Annotated in this window: 4 protein-coding genes; 1 reads left to right on the top strand and 3 read right to left on the bottom strand. The window is 43.3% G+C overall.

From position 1 onward, the window contains the following. Positions 1–102: 102 nt before the first annotated feature. Positions 103–3,105 (bottom strand): endonuclease MutS2, encoded by a 3,003-nt coding sequence (locus tag F6K40_RS08535; RefSeq protein ID WP_293134136.1) that lies wholly within the window; start codon positions 3,103–3,105, stop codon positions 103–105. A 1,077-nt stretch (positions 3,106–4,182) separates the two neighbouring features. Here F6K40_RS08535 and F6K40_RS08530 point away from each other — a divergent pair. Beyond that, positions 4,183–19,179 carry a hypothetical protein gene (locus F6K40_RS08530; protein ID WP_293134133.1) on the top strand — a complete coding sequence of 4,999 codons (14,997 nt, stop codon included), beginning with the start codon at positions 4,183–4,185 and terminating at the stop codon, positions 19,177–19,179. 327 nt (positions 19,180–19,506) lie between these two features. Here the strand turns inward: F6K40_RS08530 and F6K40_RS08525 are convergent, their stop codons facing one another. Next, positions 19,507–19,635, bottom strand: coding sequence for a hypothetical protein (locus F6K40_RS08525; RefSeq protein WP_293134130.1), 129 nt, complete (start codon positions 19,633–19,635; stop codon positions 19,507–19,509). 110 nt (positions 19,636–19,745) lie between these two features. Then, complete coding sequence (gene rodA, locus F6K40_RS08520) at positions 19,746–20,990, bottom strand: rod shape-determining protein RodA (protein WP_293134127.1); 1,245 nt, start codon at positions 20,988–20,990, stop codon at positions 19,746–19,748. Positions 20,991–21,235: the final 245 nt, after the last annotated feature.

Below are 21,235 nucleotides of genomic sequence, written 5' to 3'. Positions count from 1 at the left end.
CACCCCACTACCCCCATCACTTTTAGCTGTGTAGGTAGTTATTGCCTTTCGTTCCTAAATCCATCCGTGTATCCGTGGCCAAATCCGTGTCTAGCTCCTCCCCTACTTCAAATGAGCAATAGTCACCCCAGTACCCCCATCACTCTTACCAGCCAACTCAAAACGTTCCACCAAAGGATGTTCCTGCAAAAATTCATGGATACCCTGCCTCAACTTACCAGTCCCCTTACCATGAATAATCCACAACAAACCATATTCGATCGCCTTCGACAACGCCCGATCAACCTCAATTTGAGCATCCGCTACCCGACTCCCACGAACATCAATACTATTTTGAGAAGTACGAACAGCTAAACCACTCGAACTAACTTCCGACTGAGTTTCCTTAGACTTACTCTCTACCTTCTTAGTCTTTTGAGACTCCACATTTTTACTCTTTTTAAAAGACTCAACCTTCTCACCATCAAGAGATTCTACTTCTGCCAAATTAACCGTCATTTTCATCACCCCAAATTTAACAGTTAACTCATCATTTTCATTAGCAGCAGTCAACACCTGAGCAGTTTGCCCAATTTTCGGAATTCTAATGCGATCGCCTACTTTTGGCATAAAACCAGGTTTCTTGGGTGGAGGAGTACGAGAAGGCAAATATTTTTCAGAAATTTCATTAATAGCATTAGTCGCTTTCTGAGCATTTCTCGCAGTCAAGGGACCTTGTTGTAAATTCCGAATAACTGTCGCAATTTCCGCTTTTGCTTCAGCAATTTTTTCCTGTACCGCCACCTCTTGCGCTAATTTTAATTCCCGTTCCCGTTCCTTCAAAGCAGCAGCTTTTCGAGCAACTTCCTGATGCAAAAACTCAGTTTCTTGTAATAATTCAGAAGCTTCTTTTGCCTTAGTTTCTTGTTTTTGTCTTTGCTCTTCCAAACCAGCAATTACCTGATTTACATCCTCAGAACTTTCCCCAACATAACTTTGCGCTCTATCAATAATATCCTGTTTTAAACCTAATCTACCAGCAATAGTCATAGCATTAGAACGGCCAGGAATTCCCCAAAGTAGACGATAAGTTGGTTGTAAAGAATTAGTATCAAATTCTACTGAAGCATTTTCAAATCTTTCATCTTCATATTTGAGAGCTTTTAGTTCTCCAAAGTGAGTAGTTGCTACTGTTAATAATGTGTTGTCTGCCAAATATTTCAATAGAGAAATTGCCAAAGCACTACCTTCAGTCGGGTCAGTACCAGCACCAATTTCATCTAACAAAATTAGACTAGAAGATAAACGAGAATTTTCCTGGTTTTCATCCTCAGAAAAATCATTAACTTCTGAATCACTTTTATTCTCAGAAAAATCATCAGTACCGATTACTTTTAAATCTTGATTTTTGACTTTTAAATTATTTTCATCCTCAGATAAATCATCAAAATCTATTACTTCTGAATTACTTCTCAATTCTGAATTTTCAATTCTGAATTCTGAATTATTTTCATCCTCAGAAAAATCCTCAACTTCTAAATTATTTTCATCCTCAGATAAATCATCAAAATCTATTACTTCTGAATTACTTCTCAATTCTGAGTTCTCAATTCTCAATTCTAAATTATTTTCATCCTCAGATAAATCATCAAAATCTATTACTTCTGAATTACTTCTCAATTCTGAATTTTCAATTCTGAATTCTGAATTATTTTCATCCTCAGAAAAATCATCAACCTCTAAATTATTTTCATCCTCAGAGAAATTCTCAACATCTATTACTTTTAACTTTTGAATTTTGACTTTTGAATTAATAATTACTCCTGACTCCTGGTTTCCAACTCCTGACTCCTGACTCCTGACTCCTGACTCCTCTCCATTTATTGCTTCCAAAATTCTAATAATTCGCCGAATATGACCAGAAAAAGTAGATAAACTTTGCTCCAAAGACTGCTCATCACCAATATCAGCCAATATTTGCTCAAACCAAGGCAACTTGACAGGATCATCAGCAGGAATAAACAACCCTACCTTTGCCATCAGTGCAGCTAACCCCAAAGTTTTCAGAGTCACAGTTTTACCGCCAGTATTCGGACCAGTTATCGCCACCACTCTCACTGGCGGTCTAACATTCACATCAATAGGTACTACCGAACTTCCTTGTTCATGCTTATGTTGCCAAACCAACAAAGGATGTCGCAATTGACGCATAGTCATAACTTGCTCAGAGTCTGGATCAGTAAACTGAGGAGGATTAGCTCCCAACCACACACTATAACGAGCGCGAGCTGTAGCCAAATCAATAATCGTAGCGATCGCCAACAACTGCTCCAAATCTTCCTTAACCTCTGCCACTTGCTCAGTCAGAGCTTGCCGAATAGCTTCCTCCTCTCTTTGAGCTTGACGTTGCAGTTGTCGCATTTGATTATTAAGGTTGACAACTGCATTAGGTTCAATGTATAATGTCGAACCCGTCGTCGAAGTATCGTGGACAATACCAGGAACAGCATCCTTTTGAGGGGCCTTAACAGGAATTACAAAGCGATCGCCCCGTTGAGTAATAATAGGTTGTTGAATAGCATTAGCCTTGCTTTGTAAAATTCTGCGGAGAATATTATCAATGCGATCGCGGAGATGGTGCATTTTTTCCCGAATTCCTGCCAGTTTAGGACTAGCTCTATCCGTAACATCCCCCCGATCATCTATACAACGGTGAATTTCTTGTTCCAATTCTGGATAAGTTCGTAACTCGGCCACCAATTCCGGTAAAACAGACAACTCATATTCTGACTCATAACCATCTATTGTCCGACGCAACTTACGAACACCCGCCAGAGTTGTAGCAATAGCTAAAAGTTCAGCCCCAGAAAGTATACCACCTAATTCTGCTCTTTGCAGAGAATCACCAATATCTTCAATCCCATCAAAAGACAAACCCTGTGGGAGAAGAGTTTCTATTTTATAGACTTCCTGAGTTTGAGCTAATAAATTTATTGTCTCCGTCCTGGTGGACGGAATAGGTAGATGATGAGCTGCAACTACACCCAACTTAGTTGCCGTAAAAGTGGCCAAATGCTGACACAAGCGGGGCCATTCGAGTAATTCTAAAGTCTCAGATTGAATCAAGGCTTATTGATAAAGGATTATGAACTATGAAATATATTGTACTACAATTATCAAAATTGTGTTATAGCAGGGAACAGTGTTCAACAATTAATAATTAATAATTAATAATTAATAATTATAGGCGTAGTGGGCTGTTTTATCTTAAATGCTGCATTAGATTTTAGGTTGTGGGAAGACAAGGAAGACAAGGAGGACAAGGAAGACAAGGAGGTAAGGGAGAAAAAAGCCTATTGCACCATTTAAGATGAAACAGTCCAATAGTTTATTCTGACAAACTTTATCGCCTACATTCTGCACGACAAAACGTAGTATATAAGAAGGAGTCAGGAGAAAATCATAGCTGCCGTGATTGAGTAATCAATAGTCGTAGGGGCGAACGGCCATTCGCCCCTACTTACAGCAGTTTTCATTTCAGTAGACCACAGTAGGGACGTTCCATGGAACGTCCCTACGGGGTTTTGGTTGTGGCGATGTGGTTCATCAATCTGAAAAGCGCTGTAATTTTTGATTTGTAACTTGATGAACGAAAAAAGTAATTGAGATAATTTGCATATAAATACTTAAGAAGACTACGGATTTTATACTAATTTTTATGTTACATGAAGTGCAGAATGTGGGTTATCGGATTTAAAAATAGCAATATAATTTTCATTGTTTTTTATTCAGCTCAAAAAAAGTTAACGTGGCAAGGAAAAAATAGTTCTAACCACCTCATCTCAAAATAGCGATCGCCCATCATACCATTTCTAAAAAAGAATGCTACATAATATTTGCTGGAAAGGATAAGGTGTGAGAATTATGGGATGCTTGAGTAGAGGAAAAGCAGTAAAGAATATACTAAAATGCCTTGGATTGTTAAAAAAACACTTTCAGCCTGGGGAAATATTTGATTATTGAAGTGTAGCATTAGTTTTGGCAATTAGTATTAGATGAGGAGACTTCCCAAAAAGTAGTATAAATCTATTAATATTTAATATGTTAATATGAAATATTAATAGATTTGTAAATTACTAATTCTCCGGTAAAATATTCAAGTATAATAAACATTTAAAATATTTAAATGGATGCATCATGGATATGGAAATTAATAGTAATAACCTCAATGAAGCTTGGGCAATTAATAGCGAAGAGACCGATATATTAAATACTTTATTTCCTTCAGGGGGAGAGATAGGAAGCAATAGAGAAAACAGTATTCCTCTGCTGGCAAAAGATTCAATGGATTTAGTGCCGATAGAAATTTCTGGTTATGGCTATGGAGATTGGCCTGAAGTGGAAATTCTGGCTGAGGATTTAGAGATATCCAGCAATACAGATATTTTGGGCATTTCCGAAGAGCCTCTGGTGGGAGCCTCAGAATTCGAGGGCGATCGCTTACTGGGACCTCCAGCTATACCTAAGTCCCTGGAAGTTGGGGCGCTAAGTACAATTGCTGAAGAAGCGATAAACCAATGGTCCGATACAGAGTTGGGGCGATCGCTACCTATGAATTGGGATGAGGTGGTATTCGAGGTTGCAGATTTGCCGGGAGCAATTTTGGGGCAGGTTCAGGGAAACAGCGTTATTATCGACTCGACGGCTGCTGGTTACGGTTGGTTTGTCGATGAAACCCCGTGGGAGAATACAGAGTTCGACTTGTCTGGTACAGATTTGAAGGCGGAGGAAGGCAGTCCGGCTGAGGGCAAAATTGATTTGCTGACGGTGGTAGCTCACGAGTTAGGTCACTTTTTGGGGCTTGACGACTTGGCTTCAGAAGGAGAGTTGATGAGTGGTTCTTTGGGTGTGGGGGATCGCCGTTTGCCTAGCGATACACCAATAACCATGGAGTTTATCCCAGAAGAAGAGTTGAGTCTGCCTCACAATTTGGTAGTGGGGAATGGTGTGAAAAATGCTTTAGTTAGCGGTATCAATACACTAGCTGAGGAACTTGATAGTTACAGCGAAGATTTGGGCAATCAGTTATTAGCTTCTATTCCTGGTTTATTGAAAGACGGTGGCGAAGCTAATCCAGATGTCGCGGTAGGATTTTTGGGAGAATTTCAACTGGGTGAGTTATTAAAAGAGCAATTGAGCGATCGCCTCGATACAGGACTTATCGCCCAAGACATTGCTGATTTTATCGACGATCTTGATACGACTATCGGCAATCTTCAAATTAATTTTAATGAGGTTAGTTCGACTTCAGCGAGTGGGGAAACTGTTCTGGATTTTACTGTTGATTTAGAATTTAGCGATAACTATAAATTAGATTTAGGTCGCAATGCGGATTTATTTGGCATAGAAATTGATTTAGACACTTCGGCAGATGTTCTTTTGAATTCCACAGCTAGTCTGGATTTGACTTTAGGAGTTGTTGAAAGTAGCAATGATTTTTTCCTACGAGATGTTAATTTAGATGCCACAGCAGATATTAACTCCAGCAATATCAATCTGGATTTGAAAGTCGGTTTCCTGGAAGCTAAAGTCGAAAGTGGCAGCATGACTTTAGATGCTGATGTAAGTGCCAACCTGAAAGATCCCAATAATAGCGATGGCTTAAATCGGATTACTCTTCAAGAATTACAAGATACCGCTACTGACGTCATCATTAATGTTACTCCCACGGGAAATTTCCAAATGAATTTACCTGTAAAAGTTGAGGGAGTTCCTGGTTTGGAAGGAGATTTAGGAACGACGATTGAAGTTGATATTGATGCAGCGGATTTATTTAGCGAGGAAGTAAAACCAGACGGTAGCGACGATCAGCGCAGCGCCATACCTATTTCTGTCAATGATACTTTTGAGAATTTATTGAGTCCTTTTACTAATATTAGCAGTGGAGATATTATTGGGTGGTTTCGACAGTTGGGGAGCGAGTTAGGGCAACTCGAACTTTCCGACGCTCTGAATTTTACAGTTCCTTTTACGGACGGTACCAGTTTGGGCGAGCTTTTGGGATTGTCAGAATCTGTAGAAAGCGGTTTGACTGAGACAATAACTGATACAGAAGAAAGTGCTTTGTTTAATTCAGTTCAAAGTTTGGTAGAACTTTTAGAGTCGGTAGGAGTAGAACTCAATTTTGATAAAGCTACTGGAGAATTAACTTTTGATATTAGTCTAGACGGCAGCGATGCGGGTTTAGAACCAATAGATGTACCGATTGGTTTTGATGTGGATTTAGGAAAACTGGCTGGTTTTCAAACTAATTCAGATGCCAGCATAACTTTGACTCCTGATGTTGGTTTGGATTTTACTTTGGGGGTTGACTTAAATGAGGAAGGGACTCCAGTAGTAGCGATCGCTGCTTTTAATGACGAGTCTAATTTTGTTTTAGCTAGCGATGCAGTTTTTAATCTCAAAGTTGGCGACAACGCTCCTGTGGCAATTATTGTCGAGCAAACCAACACCCAGGATAATACAACTTTCAGCGATTTAGTCACAGATGTCGAAAACGCTTTAGGCAGTGTCGATGTCTCAGTCAGAGCAGTTACTCAAAATAATCAAGGTTTCTTTTTGTCTACAGAGGAAGCATTTTTACAAATAACTGATGTTAATAATGAGGCAGCAAGCAAATTAGGATTACAAGAAGGACAGACAGCAGCACGCATAGCAATGCTAGGTAATGAGGACTTGGTAGATGCGGACGGCAATAGTCAACCTATTGTTTTACCGAGCAATGGAGTTTTGCCAGGGGATGCAACTTTGACGATACAAATCGACGATCGCCCTACCGAAGCGATTACGATTAGTCGCAATGCAAGTAACACCAGTATCGCCGATTTAATTGAGGATATTAATGCCGAATTCAACGCTAATAGCAATTTAGCTGGTAAAGTTTGGGCGGGGGTAAATGGCGATCGCTTAGTAATAGCATTGGATGGCGAGGACGCCAAGCAATTAACCGTCCGAGGTACAAATGATGTCGCGCGAGAAATCGGCATTCCTGAAAATGGTATTGTTCAAGCTAGGAAAGTGATCGACTTTTTCATTGAAGATGCTGTTCTTGATGGCAGCTTAAATATTGCTGGCAACGAACTTGATACTAGGGCAGAATTTGGCTTTGTCGGGTTAAATATTAAAGACATAGAAACCACAGATGTTAAAGCAGAATTTGGCATCGACTTCCAAAATGCTTTGGGAGAAAAACGCTTTAATCTCTCAGAATTATTTGACGAAAACCAAGGAGTTCATTTAGGTGTCATTCTCACTGCTGACAATACTTTACCTGGAAGTGGAGTTCTCAGCAAAGAGGCAACTTTTGATCTGAAATTAGGAGAAGAGACGGTTTCGGTTACAGTTACCCCAGATAGCAACAATCAAACCACAGAAGATTTAATAGCTGATATCCAAAGCGCAGTCAATACCGCTCTTAACGATGCCGAAATAGATGCCACGGTTGAAGTCAAAGAAAATGAAGGCAAATTAGTTTTATCCGTAGGAACTTTAGCGGGATTAACTATGGAAATTACGGATGCTAACAACATAGCGTCCAACAACCTCGGTTTGAAAAAAGGTTTGAGCGCTTCCCAAGATCCTCTGATTGATTGGAGTGGAGAAGTTGCTCTCAAAGAAATTAGCGTTGATGCAGGAGTAACTGGTTTAGAGTTAAGTGGTTTAGAGGTTCCCATCGCGATTTCTAACTCCTCTATTTTCGGTCTCCCGAAACTGACTCCCGATTTTAGCAGTCTCAGCGATTTGACAGACTTTGGCGAATTGAGCTTTAGCAAAATAGTTGGTTATCTCGACGACATCGCTCTTTTCCTGACGGAAAACTTTGAGCAATTTGAATTTTTGAACGACGATCTGCCTTTAATTGGTATTAGCGTTAACGACTTCTTGGGATATATCGATGAATTCCAACAAGTTGTTAATGATTTTCAAGAAAATCCTGGAGGAACCGTTCAAGAATTAAACGTTCGCCTTGCTGAAGCTTTAGGTTTGCCAGAAGGTAGCGATTTGGTTGCTATTAACTATGAGGAAGCTAATTCCGTCTTGACTGTCGATCTCAATTTTGGTGAAAGTTTTACGAAGTCTTTACCCGTCAATTTAGATTTAGCAGAATTAGACTCCAACTTATCTGATGCTTTGAAATTACAAGGTTCAGCAGGTTTAGAAGCAGAGGGGAACGCCAACGCTAAATTTAGTATTGGTATCGATCTTTCCGACGAAAATAACCCAGTTTCTTTTCTGAACCTACCCAACACCGAAATCTCCGTAGAATTAGCTGCTAAAGGAGAAGATTTAGCATTTTCAGCAGGTTTAGGTCCATTAAGCGCGTCGGTAAGAGACGGAGCAGTAACCTTCGATAAAGATGGAAACGCAGAGACAGAAGATTTCGCTTCTTTAGAAGTCGCACTAATCGATCCCACCCCTGGAGACGACCGAATTTTATTTAGTGAAATTAGCCAAATTGATGCCGAATTAAAAGCTGAGGGTGGATTGACTTCTAATTTGCCGATTTTCTTCCCCACCGAGTCAAATCATGTCGGCGATATCGAATTTTCGGTTTCTGACTTACCCGGTTTCTTGAAAAATCCAACCAAAGGCGAGAATTTTGATTATAATTTTCCGGACTTGTCGGGAATTACCGATAATCTACAAAAATTTAGCTTGCTGGATAAAATCAATTTAGCTGTCGAAGGAGTTGACCTCTTCCTAGCAGGATTGCAAAATATTCTCGACGGAGAAATTTTCGGACTGGAGTTGCCTTTAATTGGGGATAATTTGAGCGACGCTAGCGAATTCATTGGAGATTTGCGCCGGAATATTTACGACACCCTCCGGGATACAGTAGATAACGTCGCCAAATCTCCCGAATTAATTCAAGAGAGTTTATTTGAGCTGCTCAACTCCGAAAATTTGCAACTGTTAAAAGATAGCAACGGCGACGGCAACATCACTGCTGCGGATATTGAAATTGTCGGCGATCCTGCCAACGATAATTTCGTTCAGTGGGAAATGACATTGGGAGGTACAGTCCAGTTAGATCGCGCAATTGATTTTGATTTTGGCATTCCCGCACTCGCTCTTGATGCTGAAGGAAACGTCGAATTAGGTTTAGATTGGGAATTAGATTTAGGTTTCGGTTTAAATGAGGAACAAGGATTCTATTTTATTCTCAACGACGAAGAAGACAACCCAGAATTAGAAGTCGATCTAGATTTGACTATTCCCGACTCCAAACTAACTGGTAGCTTGGCATTTTTGAAATTAGAAATCGAGGATAATAAAGAAGAAGGAGGCGACAAAACCAAATTTAACGCTAGTTTCGATATCGACTTATCGAAATCAAAAGGCAGCGACAATCCCAACAAAGTCGGATTGTTTGAAATAGACGACATGGAAATTACACCGAGTCTGACTGGTGGCGCCGACGTTAATCTCGATTTAACTGCTTCAGTGAATGGCGAACTTTTTGACAATCCAGAACTATCGGGAGTATTCCCCGGTATCGTCAGCGACTTCGATTTAGTCTGGAATTTTGACGCTAGCAATTTATCCAAAGACAAGGATTTTGCAACTTTAGAAACCGTCGCCTTTAACAACGTTAGTTTAGACTTGGGTTCCTTTATTTCCGACTTTTTAGGACCAGTTGCCAAAGAAGTTCAGAAAGTCACCAGACCGATTCAACCAGTTATTGACGCTGTAACTGACCCCATTCCGGTGATTTCAGATTTGGCAGGCAAAGATATTAGCTTATTAGATTTAGCAGAAGCTTTCGGTTATGCTGAAGTTGGGATGATTGAGGATATCGCTAACATTATTGAATTGGTGAATGCCATCCCAACTGATGCAGAAAATTTACTCATTCCCCTGGGTGATTTGGAATTAGTAGGACAATCAGGAGGAACGAATCGAACAGTCCGTCGCAGTTCTAGCGCTAGCAGTAACGCAGGTTTTAACTACTTAGACGACATCGCTAACATTGAGGATATTAACAACTTCCCAGGAGTTGATTTACAACAGACGGATGGTATTGATGGATTTATTAACAACTCCAGTGGTCAAACCCAAACTCTACTCCAAGGTTTACAAAATAAACAATACGGTGCTTTTGACTTCCCCATTCTCAGCGATCCGGGGCAAGTATTCGGTTTATTGTTAGGGAAACCAGCAGTTTTGGTGACTTACGATATGTCACCTTTAGAATTTGATTTTGAATACAGTCAAGATTTCCCGATTTTCGGACCTCTGTGGGGAAGGATTGGTGGAGGTGTTGGTGCCAACATCGATTTAGCTTTCGGTTTCGACACCTACGGTATCCAGAAATTTGCCGAAACTGACTACGAATATCCTTTAGATATCCTCCGAGGTTTTTACGTCAGTGATGGTGCCAACCCTGATGGCAGCGGTGCTGACGTTCCCGAATTAGTTTTGAATGGCAGTTTATATGCAGGAGCGCTGATCAACATAGCAGTTGCCAAATTAGGAGTTACTGGTGGTATCTATGGTAATATTGATTTTAACTTAAATGACCCCGATAGCGATGGTAGAGTCCGCATTGAGGAGATTTTGAACAATATCTATTTGGGAGCAAACAGCGATGAAAGCTTTTTGACTGATAACCCAATTACCGCAGTCTTTGATATTAGCGGTCAAGTGGTAGCTAGGTTAAAGTGGTTTATTGAGATATTGTTTGTTCTGGAGGAGGAAGGACAAATCGGACCGGATTTGCCCATACTAGATTTTGACTTGACACTGGAGCGTGAGGAAGTATTGGCAAGTCAAATCGGTGGCGGTGAGTTGCGGTTGAATGCGGGTAACTTTGCAGGCGATCGCCTCCACCAAAACACTGAGGATGCTGCTGAAAACTTTACCATTCGTCAAGAGGGTGGAAATATTATCGTTTCCTCCTTTGGCAACACTCAAACTTATGAAGATGTAACCAGTATTGTCGTTGAAAGCGGGGATGGCGATGATGTATTAGTATTTGACAATGTTAGTGTTCCGGTAGAAATAGACGCTGGTCCGGGTAACGACTTCGTGGACTTCCGAGGTTCCGACAGCAGTAACGTTACCGTTATCGGTGGTTTGGGCGACGATACCGTTCATGGTGGCGGTGGCAGCGACAGTCTCCTGGGTGGTAAAGGTACAGACCATATTACAGGTGGCGGTGGTGAAGACTTTGTTGATGGCGGTGAGGGAGCAGATATCCTCAGCGGTGATAGTGGCAACCCTGGTCAAGATACCATTTACGGCGGTGACGGCGATGATACCATCGGTGGCGGTGGCAACACAGATTATATAGATGCGGGCGCTGGTAACGATATTATCTGGGGTGATTCTTCCTACGATGAAATTGATACGAGAACTAATGCTCCAGCGGGAACTGAGGCAGCAGATACCATTGTCGGTGGTGAAGGTAAAGATACCATTTACGGTGAAGGCGGTACAGATTTAATCGGTGGTGGTATTGATGCTGATGTGATTGATGGTAATTCTGGCGAAGATGAAATTTGGGGCGATTCTGAATTTGAAGTAGATGGCACGCGAATTGCACCTTTGCCTCGTGAGGGAGGACGGGATACTATTTCCGGTGGGGAAGATGGCGATCTGATCTACGGCGAAAACGGCAGCGACTACATTCATGGTAACGCTGGCAATGATACGGTTGAAGGCGGATTTGGTACTGATACCATTTACGGCGACGAGGATAACGACTTGCTTTATGGACAAGGGGACGCCGATTTAATATTTGGTAACGCTGGCGACGACCAAGTGATCGGTCAACAGGGTAACGATGTTCTCTTTGGAGACAGCGGTACTGCTGGAGATACAACTATACTCACCGAAGTTGATGTGGCAACGGACGGCAACGATACTATTGATGGGGGTTCCGAAGAAGATATCGCTTTCGGTGGTGCTGGCGACGATTTGGTTATTGGGGACGAAGCGGAGAATAACGAAATCACCGGAAAAGACGTCCTCATTGGTGACGGAGGTCGTGTGATTATCGAAGAGTATCAGTTCAAATCAATTGAAACTATCGATCCAGAATTTGGTGGCAACGATGAGATTATAGCAAGTAGTGGCGACGATATCGCCTTCGGTGGTGCGGGTAACGATGTTATGCACGGAGCTTATGCAGCAGCGATTGCGGTGAATGAAGAAGCATCTGACGCAGACATTATGTTGGGCGATAACGGCAAGATTGCCTTTGTTGATGGTGAAGTAACGCGCATCGAAACTACGGAACCAGCAACGGGTGGTAACGATAGCATCAAAGGCAATGAAGGCGAGGATGCAATTTTAGGTGGTGCTGGCAACGACAGCATCTCCGGCAACCAAGACCGGGATATTGTCTTGGGCGATAACGGCGTTGTCGTCCGCGATGACGGCAGCGAAGAAGCTAACGATGTATTCTCTACATTCCCTGGCAATAACGGAGAAGACTACATCGAAGGTAACGAAGGTGATGACCTCCTCATAGGTGGTGACGGCAGCGACACTATTTCCGGTAATGATGGCGAGGACGTGGCAGCGGGCGACCATGCTTACATCCAGCGGAATGCCGAGAATATTGTCGAACGGACTACTACCATTGCTGAAGATGTCGGCGGTAACGACAGCATCGAAGGTAACGCGGGCGACGATATGCTAATGGGAGGTTTCGGTGATGACATTATGGAGGGCAATGCAGATAACGATATTATTCTGGGAGATAACGGTCGTGTTGTTGAAAATGATGGTAGTGAGGAAGCTAACGATATTATTAGTCAGTCTCCTGAATTTGGCGGTGAGGATACCATTAGCGGAAATGAGGGCAACGATATTATTATTGGCGGTTCCGGTGGTAACGATACTACCGGAGTCGGAGGCGACCTCTTGAGCGGTAACGTTGGTGATGATGTAGTGGTCGGCGATAATGCCCAAATTATTCGCGACGAAAATGAGGCAACAGAAAAAATTGAAACTATATTCCCAACGGACGGGGGCGACGATAGTATAGAAGGCAACGAAGACGACGATGCTCTCGTCGGCGGTTTCGGGATAGATACCATCCAAGGAGGGGAAGGCAAGGATATCGGTTTAGGCGATAACGGCAAATTTGACTATACCATCGACGGCGACCTCGAAAATCTGAATTTAGTCTCGACTACAGACCCGACTGCTGGTCATCGCGACTTTATCTTTGGCGGTAACGGTAACGATATGCTCTTTGGCGGCACCGACGGCGACGAAATCCGCGCTGGTGCAGACAACGATTTAGTATTCGGCGACCACGGTAAGGCAGAAGGAGTTATCGATCTGGCAGCATTACCGCTTAACCAGGAAGAACCACCATTTACCTTTACAGCGATCGATATTTTAACTGCAGACCAGGGTGGTAACGAACTAATCCACGGCGATGAGGGCGATGACATTATTTTAGGTCAGCAGGGAGAAGATACCTTGTATGGCGACGATGGCGAAGACGATATTATTGGCGGTCACAACGTTGCTGGTGGTCACGACGAGACCGACTACATTGATGGTGGGGAGGACGACGACGCCATAGCTGGCGATAATGCTTCCATCTTGCGACGTCCCGATGCTCTCAGTCCGCGAATGAGGTCTCTCAGTGGTGAAGTTATTTACGACGCAGAAGGTAACGCCCTGGTAACAGACGATGCTCAAACCAACCCTGATGCCACAACAGAACGGGATATCCAGTTGTTAGACCACACGGCAACTACTGATGCAAATAAATTTGGCGCCGATATTATTGCTGGCGGTGCCGACAACGACATAATCTTGGGTCAACTAGGCGAAGATAAAATCCAAGGCGACAGTTCCATTGCCGAAACTATTAGCGCGACAGACCCATCGGTTAGCGCAGATAGCGATGGCGACGATTACATCGAAGGCGGTGGCGACGAAGACCTAATCTTTGGTAACTCAGGTCGCGACGATATTATTGGCGACAGTTCTAGTCTCTTCGGAAACGACACTGCCGAAAAACGTCCTGCTGGAAAAGATTTAATTTTCGGCGATTCCGGTCTGCAAACAGAACGCAACGATGTCGGCGACCAATCTGCGGAAGGTCATAGTCGCGATAACGATGTCATTATCGGCGACAACGGCAATATTTATCGTATCGTTGGGACTAATGGCACCGACAGCGGAGCATATCTGACATTTACCTACGACAGTTACAGTAATTCCAAGCGACTGGTACCTCGCGCAGTCGAACTCCTAGATTACATTCCTGGTGGTGACGCCAACTTGGGAGCAGACGATTTAATTTACGGCGAAGCAGGAGATGACGAAATTTACGGCATGACAGGTAACGACGTAATTTTCGGTAACGCTCAGGATGACAATATTATGGGCGGTGTCGGACATGACCGGATTTACGGCGGTACTGGCGAAGACGGCATTTTAGGCGACGACGGTCTAATTTTAATCAACCGCAACGGCGAAACAGAAACCCTCTACGGTATCGACACAGCAACTCAGCAAAGTAGCATTAACTTACCAGGACCATTTATCGGGGCAGTTATCAATATTAGCGATCGCCTCAACAAACAAGCTCGGTTGCTCGCCTTCGAGTCCGGTGGCAACGACGTTATCTACGGTGGTTTGGGCGACGACTTCCTCCACGGTGGAGCAGAAGACGACGCAATTTCCGGCGCCGAAGCACTCGCCAACTTCTACAACGCCGATCCAGTGAGCGACTTCAATCCTTTGAGATACGACCCGGAAACTCGCAAATTGTTTGCTTACGATGCCGAAAACCCCCGAGTCAAAATAGAAGATTTCTTATTGAACTTTGAAGCGATCGACGAAACTGGCGAGAAAATTGATGACGGAAAAGACCGCATTTTTGGCGATTTAGGTAATGACTGGTTAGTAGGTGGTACTCGCAACGACCGGATGTTTGGCGGTTTAGGCGACGACTTATTAAATGCCGACGACAACCACGACAGCAACGACGGTTTGAACAACCGCCCCGACGACCCCGAATTTGCCGATGCCGACTTTGCCTACGGTGGCGGAGGTTTAGACGTAATGATTGCCAATACTGGAGGCGATCGCTTATTTGACTGGTCTGGGGAATTTAACAGTTTCCTAGTTCCGTTCAGTCCTTTTGGTCAACCCACCATCGTCCGAGCACCTTCTCCTCACGTCGTCGAGTTTCTCTTTGAATTAGGGCAAGCTAGCGGTAGCGATCGGAATTTAACCGAACCCTACGGCGAACTCGGTTTAGTTACCCAAAAAGACGACCTCTGGGGCGAACAACAGGGTGCCCCTCGCGACCCACAACCAGGCAACATACCCGGAGTCCAGCGAGATACCCAAGGCAGTCCCGAAGAAGCACCGACAAGAGGCAATCAGGGAGGTAACGGTAATGGCAATCAACCTTCTAACCCGGGTAACTCCAACCAGGGCAACGGCAATGGGAACAATCAAGGCAACAATCAAGGGAAAAATAATAACTCCGATGAAGACCAAGAGGGTTCAGGATTTGACGACGTACTCATCGGTGGTCAGGGCGCCAATGCTTTAAACGGTCTGGGAGGAGCAGATTATATTGATGGTCGCCAGGGTGATGATGCGCTAGACGGTGGTAGCGGTAAGGATAGTATTAAAGGCGGTGCAGGCGATGACTCAATTTTAGCTGGAGAAGATGACGACGTTGTTAACGGCGGTTCCGGTAAAGATAGCGTTAAAGGTGGAGCAGGGAACGACGAAATAGCAGGCGATGCTAATAACGATTTATTAGAAGGTGAAGCTGGCGACGATGCAATTTCCGGCGGTGCAGGAGCTGACGTTATTAATGGTGGACTTGGCAACGATTTGCTCGGGGGCGATGCTGGTCACGATACCATTGATGGGGAAGAGGGCGACGATCTATTATTAGGAGATAGTGGTAACGACGAACTATTCGGTGGCGAGGGAGAAGATACTTTAGTTGCCAAGTCGGGCAATAACGTTTTGGATGGTGGTCTGGGTAGCGATCGGTTATATGGTGGTTCGGGTCGCGATACCTTTGTTTTGGGAGTTGGTCGCGGACCAGACATTATTTACAACTATGACGAACGCAAGGACACCCTCAGTTATCTCGACGGTTTGAAGAAAAAAGACATTTCTTCGGAGACAGATCCGGAAACTGGGGATACTATTATTACTTACAAACCTACTGGAGAAGTTTTAGCTATTCTCAAGAATGAAACTGCGGAGGTGCCAGAGTTTGTGTTGCCAGAAATTGGTGTTATTTCAGAACCCACGTTACCAACTCAACTGGAGGAGGAAGAACCGAACTCCGAAGTTCCCGCCGAAGATGAACCAGTGAATGAAGTTCCAGAAGAAACAGAGTCACCAACAGAATCTGAGTCACCAGTGAATGAAGTTCCAGAAGAAACAGAGTCACCAACAGAATCTGAGTCACCAGTGAATGAAGTTCCAGAAGAAACAGAGTCACCAACAGAATCTGAGTCACCAGTGAATGAAGTTCCAGAAGAAACAGAGTCACCAACAGAATCTGAGTCACCAGTAAATGAAGTTCCAGAAACAGAGTCACCAACAGAATCTGAGTCGCCAGTAAATGAAGTTCCAGAAGAAACAGAGTCACCAACAGAATCTGAGTCGCCAGTAAATGAAGTTCCAGAAACAGAGTCACCAACAGAATCTGAGTCGCCAGTAAATGAAGTTCCAGAAACAGAGTCACCAACAGAATCTGAGTCGCCAGTAAATGAAGTTCCCGAAACAGAGTCACCAACAGAATCTGAGTCACCAGTAAATGAAGTTCCCGAAACAGAGTCACCAACAGAATCTGAGTCGCCAGTAAATGAAGTTCCAGAAACAGAGTCACCAACAGAATCTGAGTCACCAGTAAATGAAGTTCCCCAAACACCAGCACCTGAGGCACCAGTAAATGAAGTTCCCCAAACACCAACAGCAACACCAACACAACCTGAGTCACCAGTAAATGAAGTTCCCCAAACACCAGCACCAAAACAACCAGAGTCACCAGTAAATGAAGTTCCCCAAACACCAACAGCAACACCAACACAACCTGAGTCACCAGTAAATGAAGTTCCCCAAACACCAACACAAACACCAACACAACCTGAGTCACCAGTAAATGAAGTTCCCCAAACACCAACAGCAACACCAACACAACCTGAGTCACCAGTAAATGAAGTTCCCGAAGAAACAGAGTCACCAACAGCACCTGAGTCACCAGTAAATGAAGTTCCCGAAGAAACAGAGTCACCAACAGCACCTGAGTCACCAGTAAATGAAGTTCCCGAAGAAACAGAGTCACCAACAGCACCTGAGTCACCAGTAAATGAAGTTCCTCAAACACCAGAATCTGAATCTCCAGTAAATGAAGTGCCCGAAACAGAGGAACCTGTGAATGAAGTGCCCGAAACAGAGGAACCTGAATCTCCGGTAAATGAAGTTCCCCAAACAGAGGAACCCACAGAGTCTGAATCTCCGGTAAATGAAGTTCCCCAAACAGAGGAACCCACAGAGTCTGAATCTCCGGTAAATGAAGTTCCCCAAACAGAGGAACCAACAGAATCTGAATCTCCGGTAAATGAAGTTCCCCAAACAGAGGAACCTGAATCTCCGGTAAATGAAGTTCCCCAAACAGAGGAACCAACAGAGTCTGAATCTCCGGTAAATGAAGTTCCCCAAACAGAGGAACCTGAATCTCCGGTAAATGAAGTTCCCGAAACAGACGAACCAACAGAGTCTGAATCTCCGGTAAATGAAGTTCCCCAAACAGAGGAACCTGAATCTCCGGTAAATGAAGTTCCCGAAACAGACGAACCAACAGCACCTGAATCTCCGGTAAATGAAGTTCCCGAAACAGACGAACCAACAGAACCTGAATCTCCGGTAAATGAAGTTCCCGAAACAGACGAACCAACAGCACCTGAATCTCCGGTAAATGAAGTTCCCGAAACAGACGAACCAACAGAATCTGAGGAGCCCGTGAATGAAGTTCCCGAAACAGAGTCACCAACAGAATCTGAATCTCCGGTAAATGAAGTTCCCGAAACAGAGGAACCTGAATCTCCGGTAAATGAAGTTCCCCAAACAGAGGAACCCACAGAATCTGAATCTCCGGTAAATGAAGTTCCCGAAGCAGAAGAACCGACAGAATCTGAGGAACCTGTAAATGAAGTTCCCCAAACAGAGGAACCAACAGCACCTGAATCTCCAGTTGCCAGCGAACAACCGTTGGTGGAACAGCCAGCAGCAGCAGGCCCCATTGGCCTTACAACTCCAAGCATTCTACAGGAAGAATTCCCCGATAGCCCAGAAATATATACAGTCCAGCTACCTGCAGCGCCACCGTTGCCGATCATACCCCAACTTAGCCCAGATGACCTAAGCGATCGCCTAACCATCGCCAACTTCTTAATTGGCCAAGAAGAAAGTGGCCAACATTTAGGTAGCGATCGCAACGACTGGATCGGCAGCTTTGATGGCCATGACTTCATAGCCGCCAACCGAGGCAGCGATATTATCAACGCCGGTTTTGGTAACGATACCCTTCACGGTGGTAAAGAGGGCGACCTCATCAACGGCGAAAACGGCGACGACCTAATCTACGGCGACCTTGGTCCAGATACCCTCTTTGGCCAACAAGGTAACGACACTATTTACGGCGACAACGATAACTCATCTGGTAATGCCAACAACAACGACCTCATCTACGGAGGAGAAGGAAACGATCTTCTCAACGGTAACCGAGGTAATGACCTCATCCAAGGTGGAGAAGGAAACGACACTCAACATGGTGGCAAAGGAGACGACTTCATAGAAGGTGGAGCAGGAGACGACGTACTCCGGGGAGACAAAGGTAACGACATTCTTAGTGGTGGTATCGGCGACAATACCTTAACTGGAGGAAGTGGTAGCGATCGTTTTGTCTTAACAGCAGGCGCCAGCACCAACCTGATTACCGACTTTACGCCAGGTATCGACTCCATAGAATTAATTGTTGAGGATAATAACGTCACCCTAGATCGCTTAGTAATAGAAACCGGCGAATCTGGCGCGATTCTCAAGCTAGATGGTGAAATAGTTGCCATCTTAGAAGACATTGATGCCGATTCTATAACCCTAGAGGATTTGAACCTCAGTATCCATTAATGGCTTTCAGTCTTGGCGAAATACTCCTACGGTTGTTAGTAGGGGAGTAGGGGAGTGGGGGAGTGAGGGAGATGAGGTATTGGGTAATATGGGAGTATTTTTCTTTTCTTTCTCGTATTGCCCTAATCTCACATAAGATTCCGCTCCTCAAAAATCAAATCATATCAAATCCGGTTAAACAGTTATAGATTGGTTAAGTATTTAGGAGTCAGGAGTCAGGAGTCAGGAGGAGAGAGAATCACAAAGATAAGTGTAGTTATGAAGATAGGAGATTTTTTTTATGTCCAATCAAACGGATTTGATATGATATCAAATCCGGTTAAACAGTTATAGATTGGTTAAGTCAAAAGAAATCAGAATCCAGAATCCAGGAGTCATATCATGTCCGGTAGCATCGGTATTGTAAAAGGAAAAATTATTTCTCCTACTTTTCCTGTCTTCCCACACTTCCCACACTTCTCACACTTCCCACACTTCCCACACTTCCCACACTTCCCACACTTCCCACACTTCCCACACTTCCCACACTTCCCACACTTCCCACACTTTGCTTTTTTCAGCAAACCCTACTTAGGTCTGCAATTAGCAACTGACTCTACCAATCCTAGAGCAATAAAATTACTCAACAAAGCCGATCGCCCATAACTAAGTAAAGGTAATGGGATACCAGTCACAGGAGCCAAACCAATATTCATACCAATATTCACAAAAACTTGGAATATCAACATTGATAATACTCCAATAACCATGATAGAACCAAAATTATCTTTAGCACTCTGAGCAATAATCACCAAGCGCATACAAATAAACCAAAAAGCCAAAAGTACAAAAATACAACCAATAAAACCCAATTCTTCACCAATAGCCGAGAAAATAAAATCTGTATGCTGCTCAGGAATAAAATTAAGTTGAGTTTGAGTACCTTGATATAACCCCCTACCAAAAAGTTGTCCAGAACCAATAGCAATACGAGATTGGATCAGATGATATCCTGTACCCAAGGGGTCTTGTTCTGGATTAAGAAATCCTGTTAATCGGTCTTTTTGATAGTCTTTCAACAAATTCCATAATATTTGCCCAATATTTCCAGATAAAAAATTAATCCCCCCAACTATTGGAGCCCATAACGAACCCCAAGGCAAACTCCGCCAAGCAATTAATGCCATCAAAGTTATCCAGGCAACCCAAGCGGGGAAATAAATGTTGTAGAGGATAGCTGAAAAAATCGGAGAGACAAGTAATATTAGCCAACCAGGATTAACATTACCCCAGTAAAGCATTCCTATAGTAATTGCAGCAAATATCAAAGAAGTGCCCAGGTTGGGTTCTAAAAAAACTAATAACCAAGGTACTGCTGTAATGATCAGAACTTTAAAAAAGTCTAGTAACTTTACCCTAGTCTTAGACGAGAGTATTGCTGCCAAGGTAATAATTACCCCAACCTTGGCAAACTCTGACGGTTGAACATGGAAACCACCAACATTAATCCATCTTTGTGCCCCGAGGGCTGAGGTCCCGATGACTTGTACTGCCATCAAAGATATATTGGTCAAAATATAAATTATCCATTTCCAGTTAACCAAAACTTCGTAGCGACAACGAGCAATAATTAAGGCCAAAATTAAGCCTATTCCCCCTGTTAGCCAATGCTGCCACCAATCTGTTAGCCCCTGGTTTCTTTCCACACTTTGGATCATAACTCCACCAAAGATAGTCATTCCTATATAAACCAATAGCAGAGACCAATCTATATGTTGCCAGGGTGAAAGTGGGGATTTTCGGCGATTTCTTAAAACTAATTTTTGGGTCATATTATTAATGTTCAGATACTTTAGACTTTAGAATATTCTCTATAGTTAATACATCTCCTAGAGTGGAATCTCTGCATAAATTGAAGTTTTCTTTGACCGAAAAAATTAGATTGAAGTTTTGCCCTTTCAGGCAGAGTTAATTATTTGTCGTCAGAGAATATTTACAACCGTATATTTTCCCTGAAGTAATTTTGACAGTATTTATAATACTTCTGAATTATACAATTTTTCTCTAATGACAATAA

Origin of the sequence: Okeania sp. SIO3I5, assembly GCF_010672085.1 — a bacterium.
Classification (GTDB): Bacteria; Cyanobacteriota; Cyanobacteriia; order Cyanobacteriales; family Microcoleaceae; genus Trichodesmium.
Note: the sequence above shows the minus strand (reverse complement) of the source record. Positions and strands in the feature narration are given on the sequence as shown.

Bases quoted from the DNA above. Each gene is read 5' to 3' on its own strand.
- F6K40_RS08530 (WP_293134133.1), top strand. From the start codon at position 4,183: ATGGAAATTAATAGTAATAACCTCAATGAAGCTTGGGCAATTAATAGC.
- rodA (WP_293134127.1), bottom strand. From the start codon at position 20,990: ATGACCCAAAAATTAGTTTTAAGAAATCGCCGAAAATCCCCACTTTCA.